Origin of the sequence: Enterobacter sp. RHBSTW-00593, from assembly GCF_013784105.1 — a bacterium.
Classification (GTDB): Bacteria; Pseudomonadota; Gammaproteobacteria; order Enterobacterales; family Enterobacteriaceae; genus Enterobacter; species Enterobacter ludwigii.
On sequence record NZ_CP056393.1, the window covers coordinates 374824 to 393728 of the forward strand.

At 55.8% G+C, this 18905-nt stretch carries 14 protein-coding genes and 3 tRNA genes; 13 read left to right on the forward strand and 4 right to left on the reverse strand.

Features of this window, described 5'->3' with window-relative positions:
• The first annotated feature begins 129 nt into the window (after window positions 1-129).
• Entirely contained in the window at window positions 130-1629 is a 1500-nt protein-coding gene (yjeM, locus tag HV242_RS01775; RefSeq protein WP_050737603.1) for a glutamate/gamma-aminobutyrate family transporter YjeM, read from the forward strand.
• A gap of 39 nt (window positions 1630-1668) precedes the next feature.
• Here yjeM and mscM read toward each other — a convergent pair whose 3' ends face one another.
• The 3 genes from mscM to rsgA form a co-directional block, all read right to left on the reverse strand.
• Window positions 1669-4992: a miniconductance mechanosensitive channel MscM gene (gene mscM, locus HV242_RS01780; RefSeq protein ID WP_025206261.1), complete on the reverse strand. Its 3324-nt coding sequence runs from the start codon at window positions 4990-4992 to the stop codon at window positions 1669-1671.
• A gap of 19 nt (window positions 4993-5011) precedes the next feature.
• On the reverse strand, window positions 5012-5980 hold the full coding sequence (gene asd, locus HV242_RS01785; RefSeq protein ID WP_020882952.1) for an archaetidylserine decarboxylase: 969 nt from the start codon (window positions 5978-5980) through the stop codon (window positions 5012-5014).
• A gap of 97 nt (window positions 5981-6077) precedes the next feature.
• Window positions 6078-7130 carry a small ribosomal subunit biogenesis GTPase RsgA gene (gene rsgA, locus HV242_RS01790; protein WP_020882951.1) on the reverse strand — a complete coding sequence of 351 codons (1053 nt, stop codon included), beginning with the start codon at window positions 7128-7130 and terminating at the stop codon, window positions 6078-6080.
• A 107-nt stretch (window positions 7131-7237) separates the two neighbouring features.
• Here rsgA and orn point away from each other — a divergent pair, with 107 nt between their 5' ends.
• The 4 genes from orn to HV242_RS01810 all read left to right on the forward strand — a co-directional run bounded on the left by orn (window position 7238) and on the right by HV242_RS01810 (window position 8298).
• Window positions 7238-7783, forward strand: a complete 546-nt coding sequence (gene orn / locus HV242_RS01795; protein WP_025206260.1) for an oligoribonuclease — start codon at window positions 7238-7240, stop codon at window positions 7781-7783.
• A 215-nt stretch (window positions 7784-7998) separates the two neighbouring features.
• Window positions 7999-8074: transfer RNA gene (locus HV242_RS01800), tRNA-Gly, on the forward strand.
• A gap of 36 nt (window positions 8075-8110) precedes the next feature.
• Window positions 8111-8186: transfer RNA gene (locus HV242_RS01805), tRNA-Gly, on the forward strand.
• Between the two features lie 36 nt (window positions 8187-8222).
• Window positions 8223-8298 (forward strand) — tRNA-Gly (locus tag HV242_RS01810).
• Window positions 8299-8567: 269 nt separating this feature from the next.
• Here the strand turns inward: HV242_RS01810 and queG are convergent.
• Entirely contained in the window at window positions 8568-9707 is a 1140-nt protein-coding gene (gene queG, locus HV242_RS01815; RefSeq protein WP_040018456.1) for a tRNA epoxyqueuosine(34) reductase QueG, read from the reverse strand.
• Here queG and nnr point away from each other — a divergent pair.
• The 8 genes from nnr (at window position 9706) to hflK (ending at window position 18905) form a co-directional block, all read left to right on the forward strand.
• Window positions 9706-11229, forward strand: a complete 1524-nt coding sequence (gene nnr / locus HV242_RS01820) for a bifunctional ADP-dependent NAD(P)H-hydrate dehydratase/NAD(P)H-hydrate epimerase (protein ID WP_050737602.1) — start codon at window positions 9706-9708, stop codon at window positions 11227-11229. The genes queG and nnr overlap by 2 nt on opposite strands.
• Window positions 11222-11683, forward strand: a complete 462-nt coding sequence (gene tsaE / locus HV242_RS01825; RefSeq protein ID WP_020882947.1) for a tRNA (adenosine(37)-N6)-threonylcarbamoyltransferase complex ATPase subunit type 1 TsaE — start codon at window positions 11222-11224, stop codon at window positions 11681-11683. The genes nnr and tsaE overlap by 8 nt, the downstream gene beginning before the upstream one ends.
• Window positions 11684-11699: 16 nt before the next feature.
• Window positions 11700-13037, forward strand: a complete 1338-nt coding sequence (amiB, locus tag HV242_RS01830; protein WP_014168308.1) for an N-acetylmuramoyl-L-alanine amidase AmiB — start codon at window positions 11700-11702, stop codon at window positions 13035-13037.
• A gap of 9 nt (window positions 13038-13046) precedes the next feature.
• Entirely contained in the window at window positions 13047-14891 is a 1845-nt protein-coding gene (mutL, locus tag HV242_RS01835; RefSeq protein WP_050737601.1) for a DNA mismatch repair endonuclease MutL, read from the forward strand.
• Window positions 14884-15834 (forward strand): tRNA (adenosine(37)-N6)-dimethylallyltransferase MiaA, encoded by a 951-nt coding sequence (gene miaA / locus HV242_RS01840; protein ID WP_014168310.1) that lies wholly within the window; start codon window positions 14884-14886, stop codon window positions 15832-15834. Before mutL ends, miaA begins: the two co-directional genes overlap by 8 nt.
• 85 nt (window positions 15835-15919) lie before the next feature.
• Complete coding sequence (gene hfq, locus HV242_RS01845; RefSeq protein WP_014168311.1) at window positions 15920-16231, forward strand: RNA chaperone Hfq; 312 nt, start codon at window positions 15920-15922, stop codon at window positions 16229-16231.
• Between the two features lie 74 nt (window positions 16232-16305).
• Window positions 16306-17586, forward strand: a complete 1281-nt coding sequence (gene hflX / locus HV242_RS01850) for a ribosome rescue GTPase HflX (protein WP_020882944.1) — start codon at window positions 16306-16308, stop codon at window positions 17584-17586.
• A gap of 56 nt (window positions 17587-17642) precedes the next feature.
• Window positions 17643-18905 (forward strand): FtsH protease activity modulator HflK, encoded by a 1263-nt coding sequence (gene hflK / locus HV242_RS01855; RefSeq protein ID WP_014168313.1) that lies wholly within the window; start codon window positions 17643-17645, stop codon window positions 18903-18905.

An 18905-nucleotide genomic window follows, 5' to 3' on the forward strand; every position in this document is an offset into this window, starting at 1 on the left:
GCACGACAACATTAAAAACTGCCACATTCTCTGTACGCAGGTCTTTTTCTTAATTTGCCCCTAATAGCCACAATATTAGTCTGGTCATCTGCTACCATCCGCGCAGTTTAACTTCCTTTGGATGGCGCTATGTTCCAGTCACTTAAAAAGATGACCCTCACCGGGCTCATCCTGATGATTTTTACCTCCGTCTTTGGCTTTGCCAACAGCCCGTCGGCTTTCTATCTGATGGGCTACAGCGCAACGCCGTTTTACATCGTCTCGGCCCTGTTTTTCTTCATACCGTTTGCGCTGATGATGGCGGAAATGGGGGCGGCCTACCGCAAAGAAGAGGGCGGGATCTATTCCTGGATGAACAACAGCATCGGCCCGCGCTACGCGTTTATCGGCACGTTTATGTGGTTCTCCTCGTATGTGGTCTGGATGGTCAGTACGGCGGCCAAGGTCTGGGTACCGTTTTCGACGTTTGTTTTCGGCAGCGATTACACTCAGGTCTGGTCTTTGGCCGGTCTGAGCTCCACGCAAGTGGTCGGGATTCTGGCCGTCTGCTGGATGGTGGTTGTAACGCTGGTGGCGTCTAAGGGCATCAACAAAATTGCCCGCATTACCGCCGTGGGTGGGATCTCGGTGATGTGCCTGAACCTGGTGTTGCTGCTGGTCAGCATTGCCATTCTGTGCCTGAACGGCGGACATTTCGCTCAGGAGGTGAACTTCGTTTCCTCGCCCAACCCGAGCTATCAGTCCGGGCTCGCTATGCTCTCCTTTGTGGTGTTTGCCATTTTTGCGTACGGCGGTATTGAGGCGGTGGGCGGCCTGGTCGACAAGACCGAGAACCCGGAAAAGAACTTTGCGAAAGGCATTATTTTTGCCGCAATAGTTATCTCCATTGGCTATTCGCTGGCAATTTTCCTCTGGGGCGTCAGCAGCAACTGGCAGCAGGTACTCAGCAACAACACCACTAACCTGGGCAACATTACCTATGTGCTGATGAAAAGCCTGGGGATGACGCTGGGACAAGCGATGAATCTGACACCGGAAGCGGCGGCAACGATGGGCGTCTGGTTTGCACGCATCACCGGCTTGTCCATGTTCCTTGCCTATACCGGCGCGTTTTTCACGCTGATTTACTCTCCGTTGAAAGCGATAATTCAGGGCACGCCAAAAGCGCTGTGGCCTGCACGCATGACGCAACTGAATACCGCAGGTATGCCCGCCAACGCCATGTGGATGCAGTGCCTGCTGGTCTGCGTGTTCATTTTGCTGGTGTCGTTTGGTGGGGATACCGCGTCAGCGTTTTATAACAAGCTGACCCTGATGGCGAACGTGTCGATGACGCTGCCTTATCTCTTTCTGAGCCTGGCCTTCCCGTTCTTTAAGGCGAAGGAGGATCTTGAGCGTCCGTTTGTGATTTTCAAAACGCGCGCCGCCACGCTGCTGGCAACCACGGTGGTGGTGCTGGTAGTGGCATTCGCCAACATCTTTACCGTTATTCAGCCGGTGATTGAGGCGAATGACTGGAGTAGCGCACTGTGGATGGTGGGCGGTCCAGTCTTCTTCTCGCTTCTGGCGATGGGGATTTATGAGAATTACCGCCGACGTTCTGTGGCGTTGCTGACGGAAGTGGCGTAGCGGTTAAACATTCCCCTCCCGGAAGGGAGGGGAGAAGGGTTACAGACTTCCTGCCGGGCGTGTGCGCGCCGCTGACGTTAACGTTCTTCCCGTTTTACGCCCGTCCAGGCTTTCCAGACGCATCTGGAACGGTGGGAACGGCATATCAATGCCGTGCTCACGGAACCCTGCCAGAATCAGCTGGTGGATCTCATGACGCAGTGGCATACGGTGTCCCATTTCGGCGGCGTAAATACGCAGTTCGAAAATCTGGATCCCCTGTTGTAAATCCACCAGGAACACTTCCGGCGCCGGGTTGTCGATCACGAATGAACAGCGCTCCGCGGCGGTGTAGAGGATCTGAGTGACCTCTTCGCTGTTGGCATCCGACGGCGCAGGTACCGTCAGCACCACACGCGTGACGGAGTCTGACAGCGACCAGTTGATAAACTGCTCGGTAATAAACGCCTTGTTCGGCACGATGATCTCTTTACGGTCCCAGTCGCTGATGGTGGTGGCGCGCGTGTTGATCCTGGTGATGCTGCCGGTCAAATCGCGGATCGTTACCGTATCGCCAATACGAATCGGTTTTTCGAACAGAATAATCAGGCCAGAGATAAAGTTGGCGAAGATCTCCTGTAAGCCAAACCCTAACCCCACACCAAGTGCCGCCACCAGCCACTGCAGTTTCGACCATTCAATACCAATCATTGAGAAGCCGACCAGTCCGCCAAACAGCATGATCAGATATTTGGTGATGGTGGTAATTGCATATCCCGTCCCCGGGGTTAAATCGAGATGCTGCAGCAGGGCCAGCTCCAGCAGCGCCGGGAAGTTACGCACCAGCTGGGTGGTGATGATCAACACCAGAATGGCAATCAACACCGCGCCTAAGGTAATCGGCTCCAGGCTCTCCACACCTTGTACCGTGGACGTTACGTCCCACAGAGAGATGTTTTCCAGGAAGCCAAACGCGGAGTGAATTTCCGACCACAGGAAGATCACCGACAGCAGGGCAATCAGCATCAGGATGGAGCGTACCAGTCGCAGGGATTGGGTACTGATGGCATCCAGATCCAGCTCGACTTCGTCAGCTTCCGTCGTGCCTTCTGTGCTGTTGACATGGTTTGGCTCTTCCTCGCCACGCGCACGCTGGGCGAGGATCTCTGCCCGCCGGTGCTTGGCACGGTCGAATGCCAGACGGCGGCGCTGGATCAGCATCCAGCGGCGTATCACGTGATACACCACCAGAAGCAGGAACCAGATCGCCACCGAGGTTTCTAGCCTCGCCAGCAGCGCCTTGGCGGTCGCCAGGTAACCCACCGTCGCTGCCAGCATGGCAATCAGCGGTGCGCTCAGCAGCAGGTTCCAGAGCAGCCGGTTGAACATGTTGTCGCCGTTACCGGATTTATCCAGATAGAGCGGGATACCGGCGCGTTTCAGGCTGAGCGTGACAATTGCCAGCGCCCCGCATATCAGCATAAAGCAGAGGCGGCCCAGCGACCCTGAGAATTCCCGGTCGTTAAGTTTATCGAACATGATCAGCGCCATAATCAGCGGCACAATCAGTCCGATGCTCATCAGGTAGTAACGCATGGCGCGTGCAACGCGATTACGCGGCCAGCCGAAGTGAGCGATGAACAAACCGTTGGGCCGCGCGAACGTGGCGCAAATCATTACCACCCACAGCAGTGGCACCGTGGCAGTGACGCCATCGCCAATGGCCACCGCGAGCGGGTAGGGCCAGGCTTCCCGCAGGCCATATCCAAGCGTCATCCACAGGACCGGTAGCGGTGAGGCGACGAGAATCGACCAGAAGACGGTGCGTAACGTCAGCCAGAAGTGATCCTGCGTAACTTTCCCCACCCGGGCGCTGGAGCGCTCCAGGAATCGGGTGAAATACCGGCGCGAGTAAATGCTGAAGCCCACCAGAATCAGCGCGGCCAGCAGCGGGAAAATGGTCTCTTTACTGGTGAGCATCATCACGCTGGCCTGGCCCAGCTGGCTGAAGGTATCCAGCGAAATAAGGCGGCGCAGATCCTGGACAATCTCAATCGGCCACGAGAAGGTCATCGGCCGCACGTCGGAGGTCCAGAAGAGATAACGGTGCGTTGCCTCATTCACCTCTTTCAGCGCATCTTCCAGTTGGCTATTAGAGACCTTGAGCTTGGTCAGTTCCAGAATCAGCGTATCCCCGCCCTGGAGCAGGGAGTTCAGCAGTTCACGCTGGGTACGCAACTGGGCTTCCAGAATGCGGTTCTGCTCGCTGGTCAGCGGCTGTCCGTCAGCCTGACGGATCTGGCGGATTTGCGGCTGTTTGTTGAGCAGATCCTCAAAGTGCAATCGCTGCACGCGCAGCTGAGCCATTTCTGTATCAAGCTGTTGCGGTTTGGGCATTTCCGGCAGGCGTGAGACCTGCGCGCGTAACGCCTCACCCAGCAGGTTTGATGACCCTAGCCACTGGGACTGCTCACGCAACGTGTTAAGCGCCTGGCGGACCTGCAGGGTTTGATTGGTAGCCTGACGCTGTTGCGAGGCCACCAGATCCATACGCTGCGCCTGTTGGTTCAGCGCCGCAGAGAGCTCGCGGTTGACCTTAAACTGCTCAACGATGCCGCTGGGCAGGTTCGCGCTGTTTTCCGCCAGCAGTTCGGTGCTTTCAAGCGCACGCTCGGCTTCGCGCTGCCGCTGGCTGTTAAGCTGATTACGCAGGGCCTGCAGATATGCATCCAGCTGTTCGCTCTGCTTCTGCGCCAGCTCAGAGCGCATCCGCGACAACTCCTGGCGGTTATTGGCGGAGAGCTGCGCCAGCTCCAGTTCATCGACAAGGGCTTTGAGGCGAGCAGATTCGGCCTGCAGCCCCAGATTCTGCGCCTGCGCTTGCGGCGTGTTGCCGCTTTGCGTGCCAACGCGACGCTCAACTTCATTAAGCTGGCGGCGGGCATCGGTTTGCTGCTGGGGAAGCTGGCTGAGCGAGTCGGCAATTTCACGCGCCCGCTCCTGCTCCTGCTGAGCCAGACGGCTCTTTTCCAGAAGCTGGCTGCTGACCTGGAGGATCTCCTGATTCAGCGCATCAGAAGACATGTCCGCCGGTATATCGCGCGGTTCATCACGCAGATTACTGAGCTGCGAGCGCAGCGTTTGCGAGAGTTTCGGGAAGTTGTCGATAACCTGCTGATATTGCTGTGCACGCTCAAGGGAGCCTTTACGCTCCGCAAGCGCGTTCAGGGCGGACTGGAGCGACTCAACGGTCTCTGGCTGAGCGGGTTTTGCCGCTTTTGCTTGCTCCAGTTCCTGGGTTATCTGTTTTGCGTCGGGGGCTGTCGCTGCGTACGCCCCCATGCTGAGGCACCAGGCCATCAGTAGAACGATAATCGGGCGCACGTCAGCGATCCTTCTGTTATTAGCCTTCGTCTTTTTTGTCGTCAACCAGCGGGCTGGCGTCGTGCTCGGCGTCGATCTCTTCTTGGGACAACGGTGCAGGTTCTGCCACCGGCGTTACGAAGGTTTCGGTAGAGACGGCCAGCGGCTGACCCAGTTTGGTGACCGACAGGCTTTCAAGCTGTTCGGCCAGCTTAACTTTACCCGGTGCAAACAGGTTGATAACGGTTGAGCCCAGCTTGAAGCGACCCATCTCCTGACCTTTCAGCAGGGCGACAGAGCCTTCTTCTTCACCGGCAGGCCAGGTCCAGCGCTTGATCACGCCTTCACGTGGTGGGGTGATGGTGCCAGCCCAGACGGTTTCAATGCTGCCGACAATGGTCGCGCCCACCAGAATCTGCGCCATAGGGCCGAATTCAGTATCAAACAGGCAGATGACGCGTTCGTTACGGGCGAACAGGTTAGGTACATTCTGCGCCGTGAGGTGGTTCACGGAGAACAGATCGCCCGGAACGTAGATCATTTCACGCAGGATGCCGTTGCACGGCATGTGCACGCGGTGATAGTCGCGCGGTGAGAGATAGGTGGTCGCGAAGGTCCCGTTACGGAACAGATCCGCCATCAGGTAGTTACCTGCCAGCAACGCTTCCAGGCTGTAGTTATGGCCTTTCGCCTGCAGGATTTTGTCGTCTTCGATGTGACCCAGTTGGCTAATCACGCCATCTGCAGGCATCACCAGCACGTTAGGGTCCGTATTCAGCGGGCGCACGTCGTCGCGCAGTGGGCGGACGAAAAACTCGTTGAAGGTGCGGTAGCTGGCGGTATCCGGCTTCTGCGCCTCTTTCATGTCGACCTTGTAATATTTTACGAAAAGGTCGATGACCAGTTTGGTCAGCCAGCCCGCTCGTTTGCTCGCGCCCCAGCCCGCCAGGCGAGTGAGCCACAGTTTCGGCAGAATGTATTGAAGCGAAAGTTTAAATGAGTTTAACAAGGTAGCCTCCAGGCCATTGTTTTGTCGTTCCTGATCCGGCCGCAAAGCGCCGGAACCTGAAAAAAGGGGACGATTTTAGCGATGCTTAGCTTAGTTGTCAGTTATCAGAATCAGAAAAGTTTTTACGCGTTTTTACCTGATCCATGCTCTCGAGAATGCGGTGGTAGTTTTCAAAGCGGGTCTCCGCTATTTCGCCTTTCTCGACCGCTTCACGGATAGCGCAGCCCGGGTCATTGTCATGTTTACAGTCGCGGTATTTGCAAGCACCTAAATAATCATGGAATTCGACAAATCCGTTGAAGATTTGTTCCGGCTCAAGGTGCCACAAACCGAATTCACGCACGCCCGGGGAGTCAATGACATCGCCGCCGTGCGGGAAGTGATACAGGCGTGACGCGGTCGTGGTGTGCTGGCCCAGGCCAGAAACATCAGACACATCGTTGGTCACGATCTCTTGCTGGAGGCCGAGAAGGTTGTTCAGCAGGCTTGATTTGCCCACACCGGACTGTCCCGCAAAGATGCTGATGCGATCGGTAAGCGCCTCTTCAAGCGGTTTCAGACCATCTTTGGTATAGCTGGAAACCATCAGAACGCGATACCCGATGTTACGGTAGATATCCATCTGCTCGTTGACGAAGTTCATACCGTCTTCATCGAGCAGATCGATTTTGTTAAGTACGATGATCGGTTCAACCTGCAGCGTTTCACAGGCGACAAGGTATCGGTCGATAATATTGAGCGAAAGTTCGGGCAAAATCGCCGAGACGATAACGATCTGGTTAATGTTAGCTGCGATAGGTTTAACCCCGTCGTAGAAATCGGGACGGGTCAGTACCGACGTACGCGCGTGGACCGCCTCAACGATGCCTTTTACCGTGACGCCTTCCGCCGCTTCTTTACCCGGGCGCCAGACCACGCGATCGCCGGTCACCAGAGAACGAATCGTCCGGCGGATGTTGCAGCGGTGAATCTCACCGTTGGCGGATTCCACGTCGGCGTGCATACCGAAACGGCTGATGACGATGCCTTCCATCGGTTCGCCAAACAGGTTGTCGTCGTAATCGACCTTCTCCGAAGTGGTTTTAAGACGGCGCTGGTGATTGGCATTCACACGGCGCTGCTGCCCTTTGGAGAGTTTATTTTTACTCAATCGCGCTGGCTCCTGGTCGCCCGTAAGGGGCAAAACCTCTATGATACACTCTAATTAATACTAGTTAACCTGCTACAGCCGGTTATGCGAGAAGGGTGGAAAATAACATGAGCGCGGATGAAAACAACCTGATTTGGATCGATCTTGAAATGACCGGGCTGGATCCCGAGCGCGATCGCATTATTGAGATTGCAACCCTGGTGACCGATGCCAACCTGAATATTCTGGCGGAAGGGCCGACTATCGCGGTTCATCAGTCCGACGACCAGCTTGCGTTAATGGATGAGTGGAACGTGCGCACCCATACGGGGAGCGGGCTGGTGGAGCGCGTTAAGGCCAGCACCATGGGCGATCGCGAGGCGGAGCTGGCAACGCTTGCGTTTCTGAAACAGTGGGTTCCGGCGGGCAAATCACCTATCTGCGGTAACAGCATCGGTCAGGATCGCCGTTTTCTGTTTAAGTACATGCCGGAGCTGGAGTCTTACTTCCATTACCGCTATCTGGATGTGAGCACCCTGAAAGAGCTGGCGCGTCGCTGGAAACCGGAAATCCTGGATGGCTTTAAAAAGCAGGGTACGCATCAGGCCATGGACGATATCCGTGAGTCTGTGGCCGAACTGGCGTATTATCGCGAGAACTTTATTAAGCTGTAATTCAGGCGGTTGCCAGGGGCGTTGCGCGTTACCCGGCCTACAGAACGCATGAATGGTGTAAAAACGTGCAAAGCGATGAATATTCCATCACTTGAACTGAATTTCACAAAAAACGCTTTTAGGGGGGTTGCAGCTAAACGGATTTCTCGTATAATGCGCCTCCCGTAACGACAGAGAAATACACGTTACGACAGCAACAAAAGCAGTGCAAATTTGCGGGAATAGCTCAGTTGGTAGAGCACGACCTTGCCAAGGTCGGGGTCGCGAGTTCGAGTCTCGTTTCCCGCTCCAAAATTTGAAGGTGCTTCTAAAGCACAGACCACCCAAGCGGGAATAGCTCAGTTGGTAGAGCACGACCTTGCCAAGGTCGGGGTCGCGAGTTCGAGTCTCGTTTCCCGCTCCAAAATTTGAAAGTGCTTCCACAGCACGGACCACCCAAGCGGGAATAGCTCAGTTGGTAGAGCACGACCTTGCCAAGGTCGGGGTCGCGAGTTCGAGTCTCGTTTCCCGCTCCAAATTCTTATCGTCTCCAGATTATCCACAGCGGAATGCTTCGTTGGGGACATTTTCTATTGCATCTGAAATACTCTTGTGAACAGAGTTATCCACAGAAGCCCTACTCAGTTACAGACCAGAAGAAAATTAGCAGGGTGAATAATATCTTCGTAACGTACTGAATTTAATGAAGTAAATTTCATTTCAAAATGTTATTTAGATCACTTGACCTCATTGCCAGCCCCGATGGCGCGTGAGTTTTTATTTTTATTCACAGGCTGTGAATATATCAAGCATCCCGAACAAGCCCTTTTTCAATCACTCTCACCAGCCGTTGTTTCTTCGGCAGCTGCACCTCGACAACGCAGGCATTGCGCTTCTCGATTTGCTGCGCAATCGCCCATTCTATGTGTTCATCAAGAAGTGGGTGCTCACCTCTGCGACTTTCGAGCGCCTGAATAGTGGCTTCATCCCAGGGCGCATTACCCAGCGCAACGGCGACATTTCGTAGCCAGCGCAGATGCCCAATACGCCGAATGGCGGATCCTTCGGTGACTTTCAGGAACCAGGCCTCACTCCAGGCGAAGAGCTCGATAAGCTGAGGCGCATGAAGCGCTTTACGAGGACTGAAATCGTCTTCATCCGTAAGCTGCGAGTAACGATTCCAGGGGCAGATCAGCTGGCAGTCATCGCAGCCGTAGATACGGTTCCCGATGAGCGGACGGAATTCTTCCGGTATCGCCCCTTCGAGTTCAATGGTGAGATAGGAGATGCAGCGGCGCGCATCCACCGTATAAGGCTCAACGATGGCACCCGTCGGGCAGATGGTCATGCAGGCCACGCAGCGCCCGCAACCTTCCTCTACCGGACCATCTACCGGCAGCGGCAAATCTATGAGCAGTTCACCGAGGAAAAAGAACGATCCGGCATCGCGGCTAAGGATAAGTGAGTGCTTACCTGTCCAGCCAAGCCCGGCTTTTTCTGCTATCGGGCGCTCAAGAACAGGCGCAGAGTCTACAAACGGTCTAAAATTCAGCGACACACAGTGCTGCTGAATAGTTTCCCCAAGTTTTTTTAAACGGTTACGCAGAAGCTTATGGTAATCACGGCCCAGGGCGTACCGGCTGACGTAACCGAGGGCGGGATTTTTTAACGTGCGAGCAAACGCCGCGTTGGCGGGCAGGTAGTTCATGCGTACGCTGATGACGCGTAATGTACCAGGCAACAGCTCGTGTGGGCGGGCACGCATCATGCCATGACGCGCCATCCACTCCATTTCGCCATGGTATTGTTTATCCAGCCATGCCTGCAGTTTCGGCTCGCTGGCGGAGAGGTCGGTATCGGTGATACCCACCTTCTGGAAGCCAAGCTCAGCACCCCACTGTTTAATTTTTTGCGCTAATTCATTGAGATCGAGGGGCTGTGACATGACGGACCATACTGTGAAGAAAAACCCCGAAAGTATTCCACATTCCATCTGGCATGCGGATGACCTCCGGCACGCCGAAAAAGAGGCCGCAGACAGCCTCGGCATTACCCTGTATGAACTGATGCAACGCGCGGGTGAAGCGGCGTTTAACGTTGCCCGCACGGCTTACCCTGAATCGTCGCACTGGCTGATTTTATGCGGACACGGCAATAACGGCGGTGACGGTTATGTCGTCGCCCGCCTGGCGGTTGCCGCCGGGATCCACGTGACGTTGCTGGCGCTGGAGAGCGATAAACCGCTACCAGAAGAGGCCAGTGCGGCGCGGGAAGCCTGGCTGAACGCGGGCGGTGTTATTCATGCCACCGATGTCGTCTGGCCGGAAGAGATTGATGTGATTATTGATGGCCTGCTGGGCACCGGACTACGCAGTGCGCCGCGCGACCCAGTTGCCACCCTGATTGCACGTGCCAATGCCCACAGCGCGCCGGTGGTGGCCCTGGATATACCTTCTGGCCTGATGGCGCAAACCGGCACGACGCCGGGCGCGGTGATTCAGGCCGCGCACACCGTTGCCTTTATCGCCCTGAAACCGGGACTGCTTACCGGTAAAGCGCGGGATGTCACGGGAACGTTGCACCATAACGCACTGGGGCTGGAGAGCTGGCTTGCCGGGCAGGAAACTCACGTTTCGCGCGTTGATGCTTCGCTGCTGGCACAGTGGCTACCGCCGCGCCGCCCGACGTCCCATAAAGGCGATCACGGCAGGCTGGTGATCATTGGAGGTGACCACGGCACGGCGGGGGCTATCCGCATGACGGGGGAAGCGGCATTGCGTTGCGGTGCCGGTTTAGTGCGGGTGCTGACGCGCATCGAAAATAGTGCGCCAATTATTACGGCCCGTCCGGAGCTGATGGTGCATGAATTGACGCCGCAGTCGCTTGAAGAGAGTCTCGAATGGGCGGATGTCGTGGTCATTGGCCCGGGGCTTGGGCAGCAGGCCTGGGGGAAACAGGCCCTGCAGAAGGTCGAGAATTTTCGTAAACCGATGCTGTGGGATGCCGACGCGCTGAACCTTCTGGCAATCAATCCTGATAAGCGTCACAATCGCATTCTGACGCCGCACCCCGGCGAAGCCGCGCGCCTGCTTAACTGCAGCGTGGCAGAAATTGAAAGCGATCGCTTACTTTCTGCCCGGCGTCTGGTAAAACGTTACGGAGGTGTTGCCGTTCTGAAAGGGGCAGGAACCGTTGTCGCCAGCGACGAGGCACTGGGCATTGTCGATGCCGGAAATGCGGGCATGGCGAGCGGCGGAATGGGCGATGTGCTTTCCGGCATCATTGGCGCATTGCTTGGACAGAAACTTCCCCTTTATGATGCAGCCTGCGCTGGCTGCGTGGCCCATGGTGTCGCGGCGGATAAGCTGGCGGCACGTTACGGTACACGCGGAATGCTGGCCACCGATCTTTTTTGCACGCTACGGCGTGTTGTTAACCCGGATGTGATTGACGTAGAAAATGACTAATCGAGCGATTTCTTTACCTGATGAACAAGCCACTTTAGATCTTGGCAAACGCGTGGCACAGGCCTGTCAGGGGGCAACCGTCATTTATCTGTATGGTGATTTAGGTGCGGGTAAAACCACCTTCAGCCGGGGTTTTCTACAGGCGTTAGGCCATAAGGGCAATGTGAAAAGCCCAACCTACACGCTGGTAGAACCATACACCCTTGAAAATCTCATGGTGTACCACTTTGATTTATACCGCCTTGCGGATCCCGAGGAGCTGGAATTTATGGGGATCCGTGATTATTTTGCCAATGATGCCATCTGCCTGGTGGAGTGGCCGCAACAAGGTGCGGGTGTGTTGCCTGACCCGGATGTCGAAATTCACTTAGATTACCAGGCACAAGGGCGTGAGGCACGCATCAGTGCTGTTTCCTCATCAGGTAGTTCCTTACTGGCGCGTCTGGCCGGTTAAGCGTAGGGATGACGGGATGATTAGTCGCGTTAAAGGTTGGTTATTGGCTGCCACGGTGCTGCTTTGCGCGCAGGCCGGGGCGGCAAGCCTGTCGGATATTCAGGTGTCGAACGGCGAAAGCCAGGCCAGGATCACGTTCAGCTTTATGGGCGATCCGGAATATGCTTTTTCACAGCCAGACAGCCACAGCGTGGCGCTGGATATCAAACAAACCGGGGTTATCCAGGGGTTACCGCTCCAGTTCAGCGGCAATAATCTGGTTAAAAGCATTCGTTCCGGCTCGCCAAAAGATAGCCAGTCATTGCGTCTGGTGGTCGACCTAACCGAAAAGGGTAAAACCAGAGCGGTTAAGCAGCAAAACGGTGCGAATTATACGGTGGTCTTTACCATCAACGCTGACGCCCCTCCGCCGCCTCCGCCTCCACCGGTGGTGGCGAAACGCGTGGAAGAGCCGGTTTATACCCCGCGCCCATCCGAACCGGCACGTAATCCGTTTAAAACGGACAGCGACCGCATTACCAGCGTTACCAGCAGCAATACCGTGACGCGGCCGGCGGCCAGCGCACGTCGCGCGGTCAGCGGTGATAAAGTGATTATCGCCATTGATGCGGGGCACGGCGGTCAGGATCCCGGCGCAATTGGCCCGGGCGGTACGCGGGAGAAAAATGTCACCATCGCGGTTGCCCGTAAGCTGCGGACGCTGCTAAATGACGACCCTATGTTTAAAGGCGTGCTGACGCGCGACGGCGATTACTTTATCTCGGTGATGGGCCGCTCGGATGTGGCACGTAAGCAAAATGCCAATTTCCTGGTGTCCATTCATGCGGATGCCGCGCCAAACCGTAACGCCACGGGAGCCTCAGTGTGGGTGCTGTCAAACCGTCGGGCGAACAGTGAAATGGCAAACTGGCTTGAAGAGCACGAGAAACAGTCCGAACTGTTAGGTGGCGCGGGTGATGTGCTGGCAAACAGCCAGGCCGATCCGTATCTCAGCCAGGCGGTGCTGGATTTACAATTCGGTCATTCCCAGCGCGTCGGGTATGATGTCGCCACAAATGTATTGAATCAGCTGCAGGGCATCGGGTCATTGCACAAGCGCCGTCCGGAGCATGCGAGCCTGGGCGTTCTGCGATCGCCGGATATTCCATCGATTCTGGTGGAAACAGGCTTTATCAGTAATAACGCTGAAGAACGCCTGCTGGGCAGCGACAGCTATCAGCAGCAAATTGCCGAAGCGATCTATAACGGTCTGCGTAAATACTTTGATGCGCATCCGCTGCAGTCCGCGCCACAGGGCGGTGCCGCCCAGACGGCCAGCGCAGCGCAGCCAGGTGAGATGACCGCGACCAATTAAGGAGAATTCATGCCGATTCAGGTTCTACCGCCGCAGCTCGCGAACCAAATCGCCGCCGGTGAGGTGGTGGAGCGCCCTGCATCGGTGGTGAAGGAGCTGGTAGAAAACAGCCTTGATGCGGGGGCCACCCGCATTGATATTGATATCGAACGCGGCGGCGCAAAGCTGATTCGCATTCGTGACAACGGCTGTGGAATTAAAAAAGACGAGCTGGCGTTAGCGCTGGCGCGTCATGCCACCAGTAAAATTGCCTCTCTTGATGACCTGGAAGCGATCATTAGCCTCGGTTTTCGCGGGGAAGCGCTGGCCAGTATCAGCTCCGTTTCCCGCCTCACGCTCACCTCCCGTACCGCTGAACAGCAGGAAGCCTGGCAGGCGTACGCCGAAGGGCGTGATATGGACGTGACGATTAAACCAGCGGCGCACCCGGTCGGTACGACGCTGGAAGTGCTGGATCTGTTTTATAACACCCCCGCCCGACGCAAGTTTATGCGTACCGAAAAAACCGAGTTTGGGCATATCGATGAGATCATTCGTCGCATTGCCCTGGCGCGGTTTGACGTGACCATTAACCTTAGCCATAACGGCAAAGTCATGCGCCAGTACCGCGCCGTGGCGGAAGGTGGGCAAAAAGAGCGCCGCTTGGGCGCTATCTGCGGCGTACCGTTTCTCGAGCACGCGCTGGCCATTGAGTGGCAGCATGGCGATTTGGCCATGCGCGGCTGGGTGGCTGACCCCAACGCGAGCAGCGCCGCCTTCGCTGAGATCCAGTATTGCTACGTGAACGGCCGCATGATGCGTGACCGCCTCATCAACCACGCCATTCGTCAGGCCTGTGAAGATAAACTGGGTGCAGATCAGCAACCGGCGTTTGTGCTCTATCTAGAAATCGATCCCCACCAGGTGGACGTTAACGTCCATCCTGCCAAGCATGAAGTGCGGTTCCACCAGTCACGTCTGGTGCATGATTTTATCTATCAGGGCGTGCTGAGCGTATTGCAACAGCAGGCTGAACCGACGCTGCCGCTGGAAAAAGAAGAACCCGCCCCGCGCGCGTTTCCGGAAAACCGTGTTGCAGCGGGCCGGAACCATTTTGCTGAACCTGCCGTGGCGCGTGAGCCGGATGCCCCGCGTTTCTCTGCTGCGGGTAGCACACCGCGCCCAACGGGAGCGAACTATCCAAACGCCCAGCCTGGCTATCAAAAACAGCAGGGCGCGTTGTACCGGAAATTGCTGGAAACCCCCGTGGTGGAGCGCAAAGCGCCTGTCGCGGTGCCAGCGCCTTCGCTGGATGGCCACAGCCAGAGTTTTGGCCGGGTTCTGACGATTATTGCACCGGATATGGCGCTGCTGGAGCGCGAAGGCCACGTGATGCTTCTGGCATTGCCGGTGGCGGAACGCTGGCTTAAACAAGTGCAACTTACTCCGGGTGAAAACGCGGCCTGTGCACAACCGCTGCTGATCCCCGTTCGGCTAAAAATATCCCCTGAAGAAACAGGGGTACTGCGTCGCGCAGAGGCCCTGTTGGCGCAGATGGGCATTGAAATGGTGCTCGAACCACAACATGTGACCATTCGCGCAGTGCCTTTACCCTTACGCCAACAAAATTTACAAAACTTGATTCCTGAACTGATAGGCTACCTGGCGCAGCAAACGTCGTTTGATGCCGCCAACACCGCGCAGTGGATCGCCCGCCATCTGGCAAGCGAACATGCGCCGTGGAGTATGGCGCAGGCCATTAGCGTGCTGGCGGAGGTTGAACGCCTTTGTCCGCCTCTGGTGAAGACACCGCCAGGTGGGTTATTACAACCTGTTGATTTACAAACGGCGATGAATGCCCTGAAACATGATTGACGTAAGCAAGGCGAGCCTGCCAAAGGCGATTTTTTTAATGGGCCCTACGGCCTCCGGCAAAACGGCACTGGCCATTGAGTTGCGTAAAGTTTTGCCTGTAGAGTTGATTAGTGTCGATTCTGCCCTTATCTACCGAGGGATGGACATCGGCACGGCGAAGCCTGACGCAGACGAACTGCGTGCGGCACCGCATCGTTTGCTGGATATTCTCGACCCGGCTCAGGCATACTCCGCAGCGGATTTCCGCCGCGATGCGTTAGCCGAGATGGCCGAGATAACGGCGGCGGGACGTATACCGCTGTTGGTTGGCGGAACCATGCTTTATTTCAAGGCGTTGCTGGAGGGGCTTTCACCTCTGCCATCAGCGGATCCGGAAGTAAGAGCAAAAATTGAGCAGCAGGCGGCAGAGCAGGGATGGGACGTTTTGCATAAGCAACTGGCCGAGATTGACCCGGTTGCCGCAGCACGGATCCATCCAAATGATCCGCAAAGGCTTTCCCGGGCACTGGAAGTTTTTTTCATTTCGGGTAAAACTTTAACGGAACTGACGCAAACGTCAGGAGACGCTCTGCCGTATCAGGTGCATCAGTTCGCCATCGCCCCGGCGAGCCGTGAACTGCTCCATCAACGAATTGAGCAGCGTTTTCATCAGATGTTAGCTTCAGATTTTGAAGCAGAAGTGCGGGCGCTATTTGCCCGTGGAGATTTGCATACGGATATGCCTTCCGTTCGTTGTGTGGGATACCGCCAGATGTGGTCATATCTTGAAGGCGAGATTTCATATGATGAAATGGTTTATCGAGGTGTTTGCGCCACGAGACAGTTAGCGAAGCGCCAGATCACCTGGTTGCGCGGTTGGGACGGTGTTCACTGGTTAGACAGTGAAAAACCGCAACAGGCGTTAAACGAAGTGATTGAGGTTGTTGGTGATATCGCTCACTGAATGTGTACAATTGAGTCGTATCGTGCGCAATTTTTCAGAATCGCAAGGTTCTAAGTACAAAACAAGCATATAAGGAAAAGATAGAATGGCTAAGGGGCAATCTTTACAAGATCCGTTCCTGAACGCATTGCGTCGGGAACGTGTTCCAGTTTCTATTTATTTGGTGAATGGTATTAAGCTGCAAGGTCAGATTGAATCTTTCGATCAGTTCGTGATCCTGTTGAAAAACACGGTCAGTCAGATGGTCTATAAGCACGCAATTTCTACAGTTGTTCCGTCTCGTCCGGTATCCCATCACAGCAATAACACTGGCGGCGGCACGGGTAGTAACTACCATCATGGCAGCAGCGCGCAGGGTTCTTCTTCTCCTGCGCAGGACAGCGAAGATACCGAATAAGGTTTCGGGCTGTTATCCACACGGGGAGCCAGGGATCCTGCGTTCCCCGCTGATCTTTTTTGAGGAATTTACGCTTGTTTGACCGTTATGATGCCGGTGAGCAGGCGGTGCTGGTACACATCTATTTTACGCAAGACAAAGATATGGAAGACCTCCAGGAGTTTGAATCTCTGGTCTCTTCCGCCGGTGTCGAAGCAATGCAGGTGATTACCGGTAGCCGTAAAGCGCCGCACCCAAAGTATTTTGTTGGTGAAGGTAAAGCAGTTGAAATTGCGGATGCCGTAAAAGCAACCGGCGCGTCAGTCGTGTTGTTTGATCATGCGCTGTCTCCGGCTCAGGAACGTAACCTGGAACGTCTTTGCGAATGCCGTGTTATCGATCGCACGGGTTTGATTTTAGATATTTTCGCTCAACGTGCGCGTACTCACGAAGGTAAGCTGCAGGTTGAGCTGGCGCAGTTGCGCCATCTGGCAACGCGGCTTGTGCGTGGCTGGACCCACCTTGAAAGACAAAAGGGCGGGATTGGTTTGCGCGGTCCGGGTGAGACCCAGCTTGAAACCGACCGCCGTCTGTTGCGTGGCCGTATTACCCAGATCCTTTCACGTCTGGAACGCGTTGAAAAACAGCGTGAGCAAGGACGTCGGGCGCGATCAAAAGCTGACATCCCGACGGTGTCGCTGGTGGGGTATACCAACGCCGGTAAATCCACCCTGTTTAACCAGATTACTGAGGCCCAGGTTTATGCCGCAGACCAGCTGTTTGCGACCCTGGACCCCACATTGCGTCGTATTGACGTCGCCGACGTCGGTGAAACGGTGCTGGCGGATACCGTAGGGTTTATCCGTCACCTGCCGCATGACCTGGTGGCTGCGTTTAAAGCCACCCTGCAGGAGACGCGTCAGGCGACCCTGCTGCTGCACGTCATTGATGCTGCAGACGTTCGCTTGCAGGAGAACATCGACGCGGTAAACGTGGTGCTCGACGAGATCGACGCCGACGACATCCCAACGCTGTTGGTGATGAACAAGATCGATATGCTGGAGGATTTTGAGCCGCGTATCGACCGAGATGAAGAGAACAAACCGATTCGGGTCTGGCTTTCCGCTCAGACCGGTATTGGTGTGCCACTGCTTTTCCAGGCTTTGACAGAACGTCTTTCCGGTGAGGTAGCCCAGCACACGCTGCGATTGCCGCCACAGGAAGGCAGGCTGCGCAGCCGGTTTTATCAGCTTCAGGCGATAGAAAAAGAGTGGATGGAGGATGACGGCAGCGTGGGGATGCAGGTGCGTTTGCCGATCGTTGACTGGCGTCGCCTCTGTAAACAAGAACCTGCGCTGGTCGACTATATCGTCTGATCAGAAAGGGGATGCCTGAATAATTCGCCCTTGCATAACAAATATGGAGCATATACATGGCGTGGAATCAGCCCGGTAATAACGGACAAGACCGCGACCCGTGGGGAAGCAGCAATAATCAAGGCGGCAACTCTGGGGGAAATGGCAACAAAGGTGGTCGCGAGCAGGGGCCGCCGGATCTGGATGATATCTTCCGCAAGCTAAGCAAGAAGCTTGGTGGCCTTGGCGGAGGTAAAGGTTCTGGCTCTGGTGGAGGTTCCACTCAGGGGCCGCGCCCGCAGTTAGGGGGCCGCGTGGTGGGCATTGTTGCCGCTGCCGTGGTGATCATCTGGGCTGCCAGCGGGTTCTACACCATTAAAGAAGCGGAACGCGGTGTGGTCACCCGTTTCGGTAAGTTCAGCCATCTGGTTGAACCAGGTCTGAACTGGAAACCGACTTTCATTGACGACGTGACCGCGGTGAACGTGGAGTCTGTCCGTGAACTGGCGGCGTCCGGCGTGATGCTGACCTCCGACGAGAACGTTGTGCGCGTTGAGATGAACGTCCAGTACCGCGTCACCGATCCGCAGCACTACCTGTTTAGCGTGACCAGTGCAGATGACAGTCTGCGTCAGGCCACAGACAGTGCGCTGCGCGGTGTGATCGGTAAATACACCATGGACCGCATTCTGACCGAAGGTCGTACCGTTATTCGTAGCGATACCCAGCGTGAGCTGGAAGAGACCATTCGCCCGTACAACATGGGTATCACCCTGCTGGACGTCAACTTCCAGGCTGCTCGTCCGCCGGAAGAGGTGAAGGCCGCGTTTGATGACGCGATTGCCGCCCGTGAAAACGAACAACAGTACATCCGTGAAGCGGAAGCGTACACCAACGAAGTTCAGCCACGTGCTAACGGTCAGGCGCAGCGTATTCTTGAAGAAGCGCGTGCGTATAAAACCCAGACCGTCCTGGAAGCTCAGGGTGAAGTGGCGCGTTTCGCGAAGATTTTGCCAGAATATAAAGCGGCTCCGGAGATTACCCGTGAACGTCTTTATATTGAGACCATGGAAAAAGTGCTGAGCCATACGCGTAAGGTACTGGTTAACGACAGCAAAGGTGGAAACCTGATGGTACTGCCGTTGGATCAGATGCTGAAAGGCGGTTCGGCGCCGGCGGCAAAGGCGGATACCAGCGGTGCCAACAACCTGCTGCGTCTGCCACCTGCGGCATCCGGTAGCTCAAGCGCCACAACCACGCCTTCTTCGAACGATGGTGACATTATGGACCAACGCCGTGCTAACGCGCAGCGTAACGACTACCAGCGTCAGGGGGAATAA

What these genes read in the sequence shown, in the direction of transcription:
- yjeM (WP_050737603.1), top strand. Translation starts at nt 130, where the DNA reads ATGTTCCAGTCACTTAAAAAGATGACCCTCACCGGGCTCATCCTGATG.
- orn (WP_025206260.1), top strand. Translation starts at nt 7,238, where the DNA reads ATGAGCGCGGATGAAAACAACCTGATTTGGATCGATCTTGAAATGACC.
- nnr (WP_050737602.1), top strand. Translation starts at nt 9,706, where the DNA reads ATGACGGACCATACTGTGAAGAAAAACCCCGAAAGTATTCCACATTCC.
- queG (WP_040018456.1), bottom strand. Translation starts at nt 9,707, where the DNA reads ATGTCACAGCCCCTCGATCTCAATGAATTAGCGCAAAAAATTAAACAG.
- tsaE (WP_020882947.1), top strand. Translation starts at nt 11,222, where the DNA reads ATGACTAATCGAGCGATTTCTTTACCTGATGAACAAGCCACTTTAGAT.
- amiB (WP_014168308.1), top strand. Translation starts at nt 11,700, where the DNA reads ATGATTAGTCGCGTTAAAGGTTGGTTATTGGCTGCCACGGTGCTGCTT.
- mutL (WP_050737601.1), top strand. Translation starts at nt 13,047, where the DNA reads ATGCCGATTCAGGTTCTACCGCCGCAGCTCGCGAACCAAATCGCCGCC.
- miaA (WP_014168310.1), top strand. Translation starts at nt 14,884, where the DNA reads ATGATTGACGTAAGCAAGGCGAGCCTGCCAAAGGCGATTTTTTTAATG.
- hfq (WP_014168311.1), top strand. Translation starts at nt 15,920, where the DNA reads ATGGCTAAGGGGCAATCTTTACAAGATCCGTTCCTGAACGCATTGCGT.
- hflK (WP_014168313.1), top strand. Translation starts at nt 17,643, where the DNA reads ATGGCGTGGAATCAGCCCGGTAATAACGGACAAGACCGCGACCCGTGG.